The organism is Streptomyces sp. SID13726, from assembly GCF_010548375.1.
Taxonomy (GTDB): Bacteria; Actinomycetota; Actinomycetes; order Streptomycetales; family Streptomycetaceae; genus Streptomyces.
In genome coordinates, this window is the sequence record NZ_JAAGLY010000002.1 from 26,652 (window position 1) to 39,661 (window position 13,010).

Genomic DNA, 13,010 nt, shown 5'->3' on the forward strand with positions numbered 1-13,010 from the left:
CTAAGCGGTCAGCGTCGCAGGGACTTGGCGTCGCCCATGACGACGACGGGGTGCAGGTCCGGGTCGAGGGTGCGCAGCAACTCCTTCATGTGCTCCTCGGCGATGCTGACACAGCCGTGCGTGGGTCCGCCGTGGTCGACGTGGAGCCATATCCCGCCGCCGCGGCCCGCGCCCATGGGGCGGGTCCAGTCGAGGGGCGAGGTGCCCGGCTGCCGGTTGTAGTTGATGGCGATCACGTAGTCGAAGGAGCCGGCCAGCGGCTCGCCCTCGAAGCCGGTGCCGGGCGCGGTGAAGCTGGCGGACCGGTCGTAGGGCAGCTTCGAACCGGGGTCCTTCAGCAGTCCGCCGGCGTCCGTCAGGTCGTAGACGCCGATCGGTGAGTGCAGGTCTCCGGCCAGGTGGTGGTCGGTCCAGCCCTTGAGGGCGTTGTGCGCGGGCCAGCTCGCGCCGGACCGCCAGCCGGCGTCGGTGCGCCGGTACAGGACGACGGTCGAGTCCGAGGAGTCGCGGCCCCGGCCGGTGACCACGACGGCCTGCCGGGCGTCGGCCGGCACCTGTGCCCAGGTCTTCGGGCCGAGGCCGGGGATCTGCTGGGGGGCGACCTCGATGGAGACCTCCGGAGCGGGGGCGCCCTCCCGGGCGGGGGTGGGCTCCGCGGCGGGCTCCGGCGCGCTCCGCGTGCTGGCCACGGCACCGCCGCCGCATCCGGTGAGGAGCACGGATGCGGCGAGCAGGGCCACGTGGGTTCTGCGTGTGATCATGGGTCGACCTTGACCGACACTTGTTTGGAACTCGTCAGGTTCTAGGGCCTGTTCGGTTTGCCCGGGGTGTAGAGCCAGGTCCGGAACAAGTCGTCCAGCTTCTTCCCCGAGACCTGTTCCGCCAGTCGTTCGAACTGCGCGGTGGTGCCGTGACCGTCCCGGTGTCCGGCCGCCCAGGCGCGCAGGATCCGCAGGAAGGCCCGGTCGCCGACGGTCGTGCGCAGGACCTGGAGGGTCATGGCGCCGCGGGCGTAGACGGGGGTGCCGAAGATGTTGGCGCCGCTGCCGGGGTCACCGGGCGGGAACTCCCACAGGCCGTCGCTCGCCGGGCGGGCGTACAGGTCGTCGAAGGCCTTCTGCGCGCTGTCGCCGCCGTGCTGTTCGGCGTAGAGCCACTCGGCGTAGGTCGCGAAGCCCTCGTTGAGCCAGATGTCCTTCCAGGAGGTCAGCGAGACGGAGTCGCCGAACCACTGGTGGGCGCTCTCGTGGACGAGGGTGCTCAGGTCGGGTGCCCGGTCGTAGACCGGCCGGGTCTGGGTCTCCAGCGCGTAGCCCACGTTCGGGGCGTGGTCCACGATCGAGCCCGCGGCGCGGAACGGGTAGGGCCCGAAGAGCCTGCTCTCCCACTCCAGGACGGACGGCAGCTTCTTGAGGACGGGTGCCGCGGCGGCGGCCTCGCGCGGGTCGACGGCGTTGTAGACGCGCAGGCCGTCCCTGGTGGTGAACTGCTCCACCTTGAACTTCCCGACGGTCGCGGTGGCCAGGTAGGCGGCCATGGGCTCGCTCTGGTGCCAGCGGAACGTGGTCTTCCCGTGCGCGGTCCGCTGGGAGCGCAGGACGCCGTTGGCGACCGCGGTGCGCCCCTGGGGGACGGTGATCGTGAAGTCGTACGACGACTTGTCGGTGGGGTGGTTGTTCGCCGGGAACCAGGTCATCGCGCCCTGGGGCTCCCCGGCGACGAACGCGCCGTCGTCGGTGGGGATCCAGCCGTCGAGCGAGCCGTCGGGGTCGGTGACGGGGGCGGGCTTGCCCTGGTAGGTGACGGTGACGGTGAACCGTTCCCCCTTGCGCAGGGCGCGCTTCGGGGTGACGACCAGTTCCTGTCCGGCGCGCCGGAAGTCGGCCTTGGTGCGGCCCACCGTCAGTCCGGTGACGGTCAGTCCGTGGAAGTCCAGGTCGAAGCGGCTGAGTCGCTGGGTGGCGCGGGCGGTGAGGACCGCCTTGCCGTCGAGGTGGCCGCTGCCGGTGTCGTAACGGAGTGTCAGGTCGTAGTGGCCGACGTGGTAGCCGCCGTTCCCGGCGAGCGGGAAGTAGGGGTCGCCCGCTCCCGACGAGCCCGTCGACGGGGGTGCCGCTGCCCCGAGCAGCGCCACGAGGGCGACGGGGGTGGTGGCGAGGACGAAAGTGCGTCTGACGGCCTTCGGCACGTGCGCTCCTACGGGTGGGGGGCTGGCAACGGCTTCACACTAAAGGCGGCCTCCCCCGCAACTCGCCCTCGATCCGGTCAAGTCGCATCGCGCCCAGCAGTACGCTCCCCACGCACCGCCCCTTCGTCGAGAGGCCCCCCGTGAGCGTCCGCGTCCGCCGCGTCTACGAACCTCCCGAGCCCGCGGACGGCGTACGCGTCCTGGTCGACCGGCTGTGGCCGCGTGGCCTGTCGAAGGACGCGGCCCGGGTGGACGAGTGGCCGAAGGCGCTCACCCCGTCCACCGAGCTGCGCCGCTGGTACCACGCGGGCGAGGGCTCCTACGAGGAGTTCGCCGGGCGCTACGAGGCGGAGCTGGCCGATCCCGAGGCGGCCGGGGCCCTCGACCGGGTCCGGGAGCTGGCGAACGCGGGCGACGTGACCCTGCTGACCGCGTCGAAGACGCCGGAGCAGAGCCACGCCACCGTGCTGGTACGGCTGTTGGGGTCGTAGCACGGGTGGGGTCGTAGCACGGGTGGGGTCGTAGCACGGGTGGGGTCGTAGCACGGGTGGGGCCGTAGGACGGTGGGGTCGTAGGACGGTGGGGTCGTAGGAGACCCGCTCAGCCGACCTGCTTGGCCGCCGCCCGCCCCGCCGCGCGCCCCGAGAAGAGGCAGCCGCCGAGGAAGGTGCCCTCCAGGGCGTTGTAGCCGTGGACACCGCCGCCGCCGAACCCGGCGACCTCGCCCGCCGCGTACAGGCCCGCCAGGGGCTTGCCGTCGGTGCCGAGGGCGCGGGAGTCGAGGTCGGTCTGGATGCCGCCGAGGGTCTTGCGGGTCAGGATGTGCAGCTTGACGCCGATCAGGGGGCCCGCGGCGGGGTCGAGGATGCGGTGCGGGGTGGCGACCCGGCCGAGGCGGTCGCCGATGTAGCGGCGGGCGTTGCGGATGCCCTGCACCTGGGCGTCCTTGCTGTAGGAGTTGGCGATCTGGAGGTCGCGGGCCTCGATCTGGCGGCGGATCGAGGCGGCGTCCAGGAGCGCCTTGTCGGTGAGGCCGTTCATCTTCTCGACCAGCTGCTCCAGGTTGGGGGCGGTCACGAAGTCCGCGCCCTTGCGCAGGAACGCGTCGACCGGTCCGGGAGCGCCCTTGCCGAGGATGCGCTCCTTGAGGAAGCCCGCGCGGTCCTTGGCGGTGATGTCGGGGTTCTGCTCGGAGCCGGAGAGCGCGAACTCCTTCTCGATGATCTTCTGGGTGAGGATGAACCAGGAGTGGTCGTGCTCCGCGATGTCCTCGGTGGTGCGCAGGTGCTTGAGGGTGCTGAGGGTGTCGTAGCCGGGCAGGCACGGCTCGGGCAGCCGGCGGCCCAGCGCGTCGAACCACATCGAGGACGGACCGGGCAGGATGCGGATGCCGTGGCCCGGCCAGATGGAGTCCCAGTTCTGGATGCCCTCGGTGTAGTGCCACATGCGGTCGCGGTTGACCAGCCGGACACCGGCCTCGGCGCTGATGTCGAGCATGCGGCCGTCGACGTAGGCGGGTACGCCGGTGACCATCTCGGCGGGCGGGTTGCCGAGCCGTTCGGGCCAGTAGCGGCGGACGATGTCGTGGTTGGCGCCGATGCCGCCGGTGGTGACGACGACGGCCTGGGCGGTGAGTTCGAAGTCGCCCACGCTCTCGCGGCTGGAGGCGACTCCGCGCGCGGAGTCGTCCTCGGCGAGCACGGTCCCGCGCACGCCCCGCGCGGTGCCCTCCTCGACGACGAGCTCGTCCACCTGGTGGCGGTGGTAGAAGGTCAGCAGTCCGTCCCGGGCGGCCTGCTTGGCGTAGCCGACGAACGGCTCGACGACACCGGTACCGGTGCCCCAGGCGACATGGAAGCGGGGCACGGAGTTGCCGTGGCCGTGGGCGGTGAGGTCGCCGCGCTCGGCCCAGCCGACGGTGGGCAGGAACTTGATGCCGTGCCCCTCCAGCCAGGACCGCTTCTCCCCCGCCGCGAACTCGACATAGGCGCGCGCCCAGCGCACCGCCCAGGAGTCCTCGTCGTCGACCCGGTCGAACTTCGCGCTGCCCTGCCAGTCGCTCCAGGCGAGCTCGAAGGAGTCCTTGATGCCGAGGCGGCGCTGTTCCGGGGAGTCGACGAGGAAGAGCCCGCCGAAGGACCAGAAGGCCTGGCCGCCGAGGTTGGCGGCGTTCTCCTGGTCGACCAGCGCGACCCTCTTGCCGCGGCTGGTGAGCTCGTGCGCGGCGACCAGGCCCGCGAGCCCCGCTCCGACGACGATGACGTCGGCATCCATGGCGACCGTCCCTTCCCTCATACGGTGGTGTCGCTGCCGTCGGTGAGCAGCGCGGTGAGCAGTTGCTTGAGCCAGACGCGGGCCCGCTCCACGTCTCCGTCGAGCAGCAGTTGGACGGTGACTCCGTCGTAGGCGGCGACCACGGCGTGGGCGGCGCCCTCGACGTCGACCAGCGCGGCGGGCAGTTCGGTGTGCCCACGCGCGCATGCCAGCCGGTCGGCGATCGCCCGCCTGAGCCGTGCCCGGTGTTCGAGCAGGGTCCGGGCGACCTCGGGCGCACGGGCGGCGTGCACCAGGAAGTCGGTCTTCACCAGGAGCCAGTCCCGGTCGAGGAGCAGCACCTCGGTGACCCGGTCGACGGCGTCCGGTACGTCGAGCCCCGGCCCGTCGAGGGCCAGGGCCCCGGCGACCTGGTCCGCGATGAGGTCGGCGCGCTGCTGGTACAGGGCGAAGAACAGCTCGTCCAGGCTGCCGAAGTTCGAGTAGAAGGCACCCCGGCTGTACCCGGCCGCCTCGCAGACCTCCTCGATCGACACCCGCCCGAACCCCTTGGCGGCGAAGACCGCGAAGGCGGCGTCCAGGAGATTGGCACGCGTACGGACCCGGCGCCTGGTCACGCGCCTGGTCGTTTCCTCGATCGCCATCTCGGGTCCTCCGCTCGATACAGGAATGTATCCGATACAGCGATGTATCGAAAGAGTCGAACACGTCCACGATTTCAATGGGAACATATTTTCGAATAAGGGGTACGCTGGACCCATGACCGCGCACTTCCAGGGCTCCCTCTTCGACCAGACCGACCAGCTCCGGCTCGGCCCCCTCGACGGGATCCGCCGTACCGTGCTCGGCCTCGGCGCCTGGATCGACGTGCTGCCCGGATGGCTCGGCGGTTCCGACACACTGTTCGAACAGCTGGCCGCCGAGGTGCCGTGGCGCGCGGAGCGCCGCCAGATGTACGACCACGTCGTCGACGTTCCGCGCCTGCTCGCCTTCTACGGCGCCGGCGACGAGCTGCCGCATCCGGTGCTCCAGGAGGCACGCGCGGCGCTCACCGCGCACTACGCAGCCGAGCTGGGCGAGCCGTTCACCACGGCCGGGCTGTGCCACTACCGCGACGGGCGGGACAGTGTGGCCTGGCACGGCGACCGGACCGGGAGAGGCGCCCGGGAGGACACGATGGTCGCGATCCTGTCGGTGGGCGCGCCGCGCGATCTGCTGCTGCGTCCGCTGCGCGGCACCTCGCGGACGGTGCGCCGCCCGCTGGGCCACGGCGATCTGATCGTCATGGGCGGCTCCTGCCAGCGCACCTGGGAGCACGCCGTACCGAAGAGCACGCGCGCGACGGGACCGCGGATCAGCATTCAGTTCCGCCCGCACGGCGTGCGGTGAGGCGGAGAGGCGGCTGCCTCTGCCGCGCGCGGGGGCTGCCTCCGGCGGACGGTGCCGGAGGCAGCCTCGTCGGGCGCGGGGCGGGCGCGCAGGACGCCGGGGCGTGGAAAGCGGTGACCCAGGGGCAGTTGAGCGTGGGAAGACCGGTACCCGCCGCTCCGGATCGACTGAGCGTCTGCTTTGCTGTGTGCCGTCGAGCAGGTACTCAGTGGGCGGGGCGATCATGAGCGCGGGCGTGCAGCAAGTGGCGGACGGCACCTATCTGGTGCACGGCAGCAACACCAACTGGGTGATCCTGACCGAGGGGGACTCCGCCACGCTGATCGACACCGGCTACCCGGGGGACCGGGAGCAGGTGCTCGCCTCCCTCGCCGAGGTCGGCAGCTCACCGGAGGCCGTGACGGCCGTCCTCATCACCCACGCCCACAACGACCACCTGGGGTCCGCCGAGTACCTGCGCGGCACCTACGGCGCCCCGGTGTACCTGCACGAGGCCGAAGTGCCGCACGCCCGGCGGGAGTTCCTGCACCAGGTATCCGTCGGCACGGTCGTCAAGAACGGCTGGCGGCCCGGTGTGCTGCCGTGGGCGGTGCACGCGATCCGCTCGGGCGGCACGGCCCATGTGCCGGTCGCGTCCCCGCAGCCGTTCCCGGCCGAGGGCGCGCTCGACCTGCCGGGCCGCCCGGTGCCCGTGCACACACCGGGGCACACCGACGGGCACTGCGCCTTCCACCTGCCCGAGCGCGGGGTGGTGATCTCGGGCGACGGCCTGGTGAGTGGACATCCCACCTCGCGGATCAAGGGTCCCCAGCTGCTGCCCGACATGTTCCACCACGAGCGCGCCCGGGCCGTGGCCTCGCTGACGGTGTTCGCGGAACTGGAGGGTGACGTCCTGCTTCCCGGGCACGGTCCGGTCCACCGCGGTCCAGTCCGTGAATCGGCACTTCAGGCCAGGGACCGCGCGCTCTAAGGTGAGGTGACGATCACCGGCCGGACAAGGACACCGCACCATGGCACTGCAGATCAGCGCGACGAACCCGGAGCATCCCGCGCTCCTGCTCGAACTGCCGTGGCATCTGCCGCTGGAGGAGTGGCCGGAGGAGGTCCTGGTCCCGCTGCCGCGCGGCATATCCCGGCACGTGGTGCGCTACGCCCGGGCCGGCGACGAGGTCATCGCGGTCAAGGAGCTGGCCGAGCGCCCGGCGCTGCGCGAGTACGAACTGCTGCGCGACCTGGACCGGCTCTTCATCCCCGCGGTCGACCCGCTGGCCGTGGTCACCGGGCGCACCGACGCCGAGGACGCCCCGCTGGAGTCGGTGCTGGTGACCCGGCACCTGGGCGGCTCGATGCCGTACCGCTCGATGTTCGAGACGACCATGCGGCCCGCCACCATGCACCGCCTCATGGACGCGCTGGCCGTGCTCCTGGTCCGGCTGCACCTGGCCGGGTTCGCCTGGGGCGACTGCTCCCTGTCCAACACCCTGTTCCGCCGGGACGCGGGCGCCTACGCCGCCTATCTGGTGGACGCCGAGACCGGCGACCTGCACGCGCAGCTCAGCCCGGGGCAGCGGGACTACGACCTCGACCTGGCCCGTGTGAACATCAGCGGTGAACTCCTCGACCTGGAGGCGTCGGGGGCGCTGCACCCCTCCGTGGACCCGATCGAGTTCGGCATGGAGATCTGCGCCCGCTACGGCGGCCTGTGGGACGAGCTGACCCGCAGATCCGTCTACCCGGCGGGCAAGTACCACTTCATCGAGCGCCGGATCCGGCGGCTCAACGACCTCGGCTTCGACGTGGCCGAGATGCAGATCGAGCACGCTCCGAACGGCGACACGGTCACCTTCGTGCCGAAGGTCGTGGACGCGGGCCACCACCAGCGCCAGCTGCTGCGCCTGACGGGCCTGGACACCGAGGAGAACCAGGCCCGGCGGCTGCTGAACGACCTGGAGAGCTGGATGGCCACCCAGGACGACTACGCCCCGGGCGACCCGCTCGGCGCCCGCCCCGAGGTTCTCGCGCACCGCTGGGTGCGGGACGTGTTCCGGCCGACCGTGCGGGCCGTACCGCTGGAACTGCGCGGGTCGATGGACCCGGCCGAGATCTACCACCAGCTCCTGGAGCACCGCTGGTACCTGTCGGAGCGGGCGCAGCACGACATCGGGATCGACACCGCGGTCAAGGACTACATCGAGAACATCCTGCCCAAGGCGCGCGAGACCCTCGAACCCACGGTGGCGGACTGACTCAGGCGTGCGGCACCACGGCGACCGGGCAGTCGGCGTGGTGCAGGACGCCGTAGGCCACCGACCCGATCCGGGCGCCCACGGCGGTACGGCGGGCCCGGCGGCCGACGACCATCAGCTGGGCCCGCCCCGCCACCGACAGGAGCACCTGTCCGGCGCTGCCCATCTCCACGTGCTCGACCACCGGCACGTCGGGGAACCGCTCCCGCCACGGCTCCAGCGCGGCGGCCAGGGCCTTCTTCTCGTACGGCACCAGTCCCCCGGCCTCGTCGAGCAGCTTCATCGAGCCGGGGCTGTAGGCGAACACCGGCGGCAGGGTCCAGGCGCGGACGGCCCGCACGGTCGCGCCCCGGGCCGCCGCCGTCTCGAAGGCGAACCGCAGGGTGTCGGCGCTGTCGTCGGGCTCGCCCTCCTGGCCGACGACGATCTCGCGCCCCGCGGCCTCGGCCGCGACCTGGTCGCCGGCGCGCACCAGAACGACGGGCCGGGCCGCCTCGACGATCACCTGCTGTCCGACGGACCCGAGCAGGAAGCCGACGACCGGCCCGTACCCGCGTGAGCCGAGGACCAGCAGCTCGGCGTCGGCCGCCGCGGCGACCAGGACGTCCACGCTGCCGCCCTCCAGGATGTCGGAGGACACGTCCAGGCCCGGATGGCGCGCGGTGACGGCCCGTACGGCCTCGGCGAGGGCGTCCCGCACCCAGTCGGCCTGGGTGTCGTGGTCCCCCGCGTCGATCCCCTCGTACGGCTGGAACCGCCACGCCTGCACCACCCTCAGCGACACTCCCCGCCGGACCGCCTCCCGGGCGGCCCAGCCCAGTGCGGCGAGGCTCTCCTCGGTTCCGTCGATCCCTGCGGTGATCGGGCGGGTCATGCGGTGGCCTCCCTGTTCGCGGCGACGTGCGTCCTGCCCAGTCTTCACTACGCTGCCCGTATGGCCTTGGAATGGGAACAAGTCGTCGTGGACTCGGCCGATCCCGTGGCCCTGGGGCGCTGGTGGGCCCGGGCGCTGGGCTGGGTGGTGGTCGGGGACGCCCCGGACGAGTTCGAGATCCGTCCGGAGAGGGACCGGCTGCCGGGGCTGCTGTTCGCACCGGTGCCGGAGGCGAAGAGCGTCAAGAACCGGCTCCATCTCGACTTCCGGCCCAACAACCAGGAGGCCGAGGTCGCCCGCCTCCTGGCCCTGGGAGCCCGCCGTGCCGACGTCGGGCAGGGCGAGCAGCCGTGGGTGGTCCTGGTGGATCCGGAGGGCAACGAGTTCTGCGTGCTGGGTGAGCGGCGAGCCTGACCCCGACGGGGTCAGGCGTACCTGCGCGCGGCGGGCCGATCGAACATACGATGGGCGGGACCGGGCCGGTGACGACGGGGACACCGTGCCCCGACCGATCGCTCGGGGTGGGAGACGTATGGCACAGGCCGCCGAATCGGCGCGGACCGTCATCCTGACCGTGGACGACGACCCGGGAGTCTCCCGTGCCGTCGCCCGCGATCTGCGGCGGCGCTACGGCGAGTCGTACCGGATCGTGCGCGCGGAGTCCGGGGAGTCCGCGCTGGAGGCGCTGCGGGAGCTGAAGCTGCGCGGCGACCTCGTGGCGGTGATCCTGGCCGACTACCGCATGCCGCAGATGAACGGCATCGAGTTCCTCGAACAGGCCCTGGACGTGTATCCCGGGGCGCGCCGCGTGCTGCTGACGGCGTACGCGGACACCAATGCGGCGATCGACGCCATCAACGTCGTCGACCTCGACCACTACCTCCTCAAGCCCTGGGACCCGCCCGAGGAGAAGCTCTACCCGGTCCTGGACGACCTCCTGGAGGCGTGGCGGTGCAGCGACCACCGGCCGGTGCCCGCCACCAAGGTGATCGGGCACCGCTGGTCGGCGCGCTCTTCGGACGTGAGGGAGTTCCTGGCCCGCAACCAGGTGCCGTACCGCTGGTACTCCACCGACGAGCCGGAGGGACAGCGGCTGCTCGCGGCCGCGGGGCAGGACGGGCAGCGGCTGCCGGTGGTGATCACGGCGGACGGTACGGCGCTCGTCGAGCCGGATGTGCCCGAACTCGCCGCGCACGTGGGGCTGGCGACGACACCCACGGCCGACTTCTACGACCTGGTCGTCATCGGCGGCGGGCCCGCCGGGCTCGGTGCCGCGGTGTACGGGGCCTCGGAGGGCCTGCGGACGGTGCTGGTGGAGCGGTCGGCGACTGGCGGGCAGGCCGGGCAGAGTTCGCGGATCGAGAACTACCTGGGCTTCCCGGACGGCGTGTCCGGTGGCCAGCTCACCGACCGGGCCCGGCGCCAGGCGGCGAAGTTCGGCGCGGAGATCCTCACGGCCCGCGAGGTGTCGGGTCTGGAGGTCAACGGGGCGGCCCGTACCGTGCGGTTCTCGGACGGGTCGGCGGTCGCCGCGCACTCCGTGATCCTCGCGACCGGTGTGTCGTACCGGCAGCTGGAGGCGCCGGGCTGCAACGACCTGACCGGCTGCGGGGTCTACTACGGCTCGGCGCTCACGGAGGCCGCGTCCTGCCAGGGCCAGGACATCTACATCGTCGGCGGCGCCAACTCCGCCGGGCAGGCGGCGATGTACCTGTCCCGGGGCGCCAAGTCGGTGACCCTGCTGGTGCGTGGTGCCGACCTCGCCGCGTCGATGTCGTACTACCTGATCCAGCAGATCGAGGAGGCCCCGAACATCTCGGTCCGCGCGCGCACCGTCGTCGAGTCCGCGCACGGCACCGACCACCTGGAGCAGCTCACCCTGCGCGACGTCGACACCGGGGAGACCGAACTCGTCGACGCGCAGTGGATGTTCGTGTTCATCGGGGCGGCCCCGCTGACCGGCTGGCTGGACGGCACGGTGCTGCGGGACGAGCACGGGTTCATCCTGGCCGGGCCCGACCTCACCGCCGACGGACGGCCGCCGGCGGAGTGGGAGCTGGACCGGCCGCCGTACCACCTGGAGACCAACATCCCCGGCGTGTTCGTCGCCGGGGACGCGCGCGCCGAGTCCGCGAAGCGGGTCGCGTCCGCCGTCGGAGAGGGAGCCATGGCCGTGATGCTCGTCCACCGGTATCTGGAGCAGTCGTGAGCGGGCAGCTGATGCCGTGCAGCCCCACGGAGATCGGGTCGCTGTTCCTGTTCGAGAAGCTCTCCTCCGAGCAGCTGGGGCAGTTGTGCGCCGCGGGCCGGGTGGAGCGGTTCGAGCCCGGTCCGGTGTACACCGAGGGCGAGGCCGCCACCTGCTTCTACGTGATGATCGAGGGCACGGTGGTGCTCTCCCGCCGGGTCGGCGGGGACGACGTGGAGGTGAGCCGCACCTCGCAGCGCGGGGTGTACTCGGGGTCCATGCAGGCGTACCTGGGCGACCGGGTGCGGCAGATCTACAACAACTCCATGCGGGTGACGGAGCCTTCGCGGTTCTTCGTGCTGCCCGCGGAGACGTTCTCGGACTTCATGCAGGAGTGGTTCCCGATGGCGGTCCATCTGCTGGAGGGCCTCTTCTTCGGGTCGAAGAACACCCAGCGGGCCATCGGGCAGCGTGAACGGCTGCTGGCGCTTGGCTCGTTGTCGGCCGGGCTCACGCACGAGCTCAACAACCCGGCCGCGGCGGCCGTGCGGGCAACGGCCACCCTGCGGGAGCGCGTCGGCAAGATGCGGCACAAGCTCGGCATCATCGCCCAGGGCTCCTACACCCCGGAGGACATGGCCAACCTCATCGACATCCAGGAGCGCACGGCCGAACGGGTCGCCAAGGCGCCGGTGTTGAGCCCGCTGGAGGCCTCCGACCGGGAGGACGCCCTGAGCGACTGGCTCGACGACCACGGCATCCAGGACGGCTGGCGGATCGCGCCCACCTTCGTGCAGGCTGGCCTCGACGCCGACTGGCTGGACCAGGTCGCGGCGGCCGTGGACGAGGAGATCCTCCCGAACGCGATCGGCTGGCTCAACTACACCGTCGAGACCGAGCTGTTGATGGACGAGATCAACGACTCCACGGCGCGGATCTCCCACCTGGTCGACGCGGCCAAGCAGTACTCGCAGCTGGACCGGGCGCCCTACCAGGTGGCCGATGTGCACGAACTCCTCGACAGCACACTGCTGATGCTCTCCGGGAAGATCGGGCAGCAGATCAAGGTCGTCAAGGAGTACGACCGGACCCTGCCGCGGGTGCCGGCCTACCCCGCCGAGCTCAACCAGGTGTGGACGAACCTGATCGACAACGCGGTGCACGCCATCAACAGCACGGGCGGGGAAGGCACGTTGACGGTCCGGACCGCGCTCGACCACGACCGGCTGCTGGTGGAGTTCCGGGACACCGGGCCCGGGGTGCCGGCGGACATCCGCGGGCGGATCTTCGATCCCTTCTTCACCACCAAGCCGGTGGGTGAGGGGACCGGCCTCGGGCTCGACATCTCCTGGCGGATCGTGGTCAACAAGCACCACGGCACGCTCCAGGTGGAGTCCTCGCCGGGCGACACGCGCTTCCAGGTACTGCTTCCGCTGACCGCCGTCGACGACAACGACACGACCGAGGAGCCGGAATGACCGACGTCAAGGGGATCGACCCGAGCGTGCCGCCGAGCGGGGACGGGTGCGTGGAGTGCGACGCGGTGGGCGGCTGGTGGTTCCATCTGCGGCGGTGCGCGCAGTGCGGGCACGTGGGGTGCTGCGACTCCTCCCCCGGTCAGCACGCCACGGGGCACTTCCGGGATGCTGGGCATCCGCTGGTGCAGAGTTTCGAGCCGGGTGAGGAGTGGTTCTGGAACTTCGAGACGAGTGAGATGTTCGAGGCGGGGCCGGAGCTGGCCGCGCCGGGGAGCCATCCTTCGGGGCAGCCGTCGCCCGGGCCGGAGGGGCGAGTGCCGGTGGACTGGGCACGGACGTTGCGCCGATGAGCCCGGGACAGACGGTCGTGGTG

13 protein-coding genes are annotated in these 13,010 nt (G+C 71.7%); 8 read left to right on the top strand and 5 right to left on the bottom strand.

The features are described from left to right. Window positions 1-8 precede the first annotated feature (8 nt). On the bottom strand, window positions 9-761 hold the full coding sequence (locus tag G3I78_RS04140; RefSeq protein ID WP_164421400.1) for a L,D-transpeptidase family protein: 753 nt from the start codon (window positions 759-761) through the stop codon (window positions 9-11). A gap of 41 nt (window positions 762-802) precedes the next feature. Beyond that, window positions 803-2,188, bottom strand: coding sequence for a M1 family metallopeptidase (locus G3I78_RS04145; RefSeq protein ID WP_164421401.1), 1,386 nt, complete (start codon window positions 2,186-2,188; stop codon window positions 803-805). A 140-nt stretch (window positions 2,189-2,328) separates the two neighbouring features. Here G3I78_RS04145 and G3I78_RS04150 point away from each other — a divergent pair, with 140 nt between their 5' ends. Next, the gene (locus G3I78_RS04150) at window positions 2,329-2,679 is read left to right on the top strand and encodes a DUF488 family protein (protein WP_164421402.1); all 351 of its coding nucleotides are present in this window, start codon (window positions 2,329-2,331) and stop codon (window positions 2,677-2,679) included. 109 nt (window positions 2,680-2,788) lie between these two features. On the opposite strand, the gene G3I78_RS04155 is transcribed toward G3I78_RS04150, so the two are convergent. Both G3I78_RS04155 and G3I78_RS04160 read right to left on the bottom strand, forming a co-directional pair. Continuing rightward, window positions 2,789-4,462 (bottom strand): FAD-binding dehydrogenase, encoded by a 1,674-nt coding sequence (locus G3I78_RS04155; protein ID WP_164421403.1) that lies wholly within the window; start codon window positions 4,460-4,462, stop codon window positions 2,789-2,791. 17 nt (window positions 4,463-4,479) lie between these two features. Next, entirely contained in the window at window positions 4,480-5,106 is a 627-nt protein-coding gene (locus G3I78_RS04160) for a TetR/AcrR family transcriptional regulator (protein ID WP_164421404.1), read from the bottom strand. 115 nt (window positions 5,107-5,221) lie between these two features. Here G3I78_RS04160 and G3I78_RS04165 point away from each other — a divergent pair, with 115 nt between their 5' ends. The 3 genes from G3I78_RS04165 to G3I78_RS04175 all read left to right on the top strand — a co-directional run bounded on the left by G3I78_RS04165 (window position 5,222) and on the right by G3I78_RS04175 (window position 8,097). Continuing rightward, window positions 5,222-5,851 carry an alpha-ketoglutarate-dependent dioxygenase AlkB gene (locus tag G3I78_RS04165; RefSeq protein WP_164421405.1) on the top strand — a complete coding sequence of 210 codons (630 nt, stop codon included), beginning with the start codon at window positions 5,222-5,224 and terminating at the stop codon, window positions 5,849-5,851. Between the two features lie 223 nt (window positions 5,852-6,074). Further along, window positions 6,075-6,821 carry an MBL fold metallo-hydrolase gene (locus G3I78_RS04170; RefSeq protein WP_164421406.1) on the top strand — a complete coding sequence of 249 codons (747 nt, stop codon included), beginning with the start codon at window positions 6,075-6,077 and terminating at the stop codon, window positions 6,819-6,821. Window positions 6,822-6,861: 40 nt separating this feature from the next. After that, the gene (locus G3I78_RS04175) at window positions 6,862-8,097 is read left to right on the top strand and encodes a DUF4032 domain-containing protein (protein ID WP_164421407.1); all 1,236 of its coding nucleotides are present in this window, start codon (window positions 6,862-6,864) and stop codon (window positions 8,095-8,097) included. Window position 8,098: 1 nt separating this feature from the next. Here G3I78_RS04175 and G3I78_RS04180 read toward each other — a convergent pair whose 3' ends face one another. Further along, complete coding sequence (locus tag G3I78_RS04180) at window positions 8,099-8,971, bottom strand: universal stress protein (RefSeq protein ID WP_164421408.1); 873 nt, start codon at window positions 8,969-8,971, stop codon at window positions 8,099-8,101. Window positions 8,972-9,031: 60 nt separating this feature from the next. Here G3I78_RS04180 and G3I78_RS04185 point away from each other — a divergent pair, with 60 nt between their 5' ends. The 4 genes from G3I78_RS04185 (at window position 9,032) to G3I78_RS04200 (ending at window position 12,987) form a co-directional block, all read left to right on the top strand. Next, the gene (locus G3I78_RS04185) at window positions 9,032-9,385 is read left to right on the top strand and encodes a VOC family protein (RefSeq protein ID WP_164421409.1); all 354 of its coding nucleotides are present in this window, start codon (window positions 9,032-9,034) and stop codon (window positions 9,383-9,385) included. Window positions 9,386-9,503: 118 nt separating this feature from the next. Then, window positions 9,504-11,180, top strand: a complete 1,677-nt coding sequence (locus G3I78_RS04190; protein ID WP_164421410.1) for an FAD-dependent oxidoreductase — start codon at window positions 9,504-9,506, stop codon at window positions 11,178-11,180. Beyond that, a complete protein-coding gene (locus G3I78_RS04195) occupies window positions 11,177-12,637 on the top strand; it encodes an ATP-binding protein (protein WP_164421411.1) in 1,461 nt (486 codons plus the stop codon). Before G3I78_RS04190 ends, G3I78_RS04195 begins: the two co-directional genes overlap by 4 nt. Continuing rightward, a complete protein-coding gene (locus G3I78_RS04200; protein ID WP_164421412.1) occupies window positions 12,634-12,987 on the top strand; it encodes a UBP-type zinc finger domain-containing protein in 354 nt (117 codons plus the stop codon). The genes G3I78_RS04195 and G3I78_RS04200 overlap by 4 nt, the downstream gene beginning before the upstream one ends. Window positions 12,988-13,010: the final 23 nt, after the last annotated feature.

Excerpts from the sequence above, each read along its gene's own strand:
- G3I78_RS04200 (WP_164421412.1), top strand. The coding sequence starts at position 12,634 with ATGACCGACGTCAAGGGGATCGACCCGAGCGTGCCGCCGAGCGGGGAC.
- G3I78_RS04170 (WP_164421406.1), top strand. The coding sequence starts at position 6,075 with ATGAGCGCGGGCGTGCAGCAAGTGGCGGACGGCACCTATCTGGTGCAC.
- G3I78_RS04165 (WP_164421405.1), top strand. The coding sequence starts at position 5,222 with ATGACCGCGCACTTCCAGGGCTCCCTCTTCGACCAGACCGACCAGCTC.
- G3I78_RS04190 (WP_164421410.1), top strand. The coding sequence starts at position 9,504 with ATGGCACAGGCCGCCGAATCGGCGCGGACCGTCATCCTGACCGTGGAC.
- G3I78_RS04160 (WP_164421404.1), bottom strand. The coding sequence starts at position 5,106 with ATGGCGATCGAGGAAACGACCAGGCGCGTGACCAGGCGCCGGGTCCGT.
- G3I78_RS04155 (WP_164421403.1), bottom strand. The coding sequence starts at position 4,462 with ATGGATGCCGACGTCATCGTCGTCGGAGCGGGGCTCGCGGGCCTGGTC.
- G3I78_RS04140 (WP_164421400.1), bottom strand. The coding sequence starts at position 761 with ATGATCACACGCAGAACCCACGTGGCCCTGCTCGCCGCATCCGTGCTC.
- G3I78_RS04185 (WP_164421409.1), top strand. The coding sequence starts at position 9,032 with ATGGCCTTGGAATGGGAACAAGTCGTCGTGGACTCGGCCGATCCCGTG.
- G3I78_RS04175 (WP_164421407.1), top strand. The coding sequence starts at position 6,862 with ATGGCACTGCAGATCAGCGCGACGAACCCGGAGCATCCCGCGCTCCTG.
- G3I78_RS04180 (WP_164421408.1), bottom strand. The coding sequence starts at position 8,971 with ATGACCCGCCCGATCACCGCAGGGATCGACGGAACCGAGGAGAGCCTC.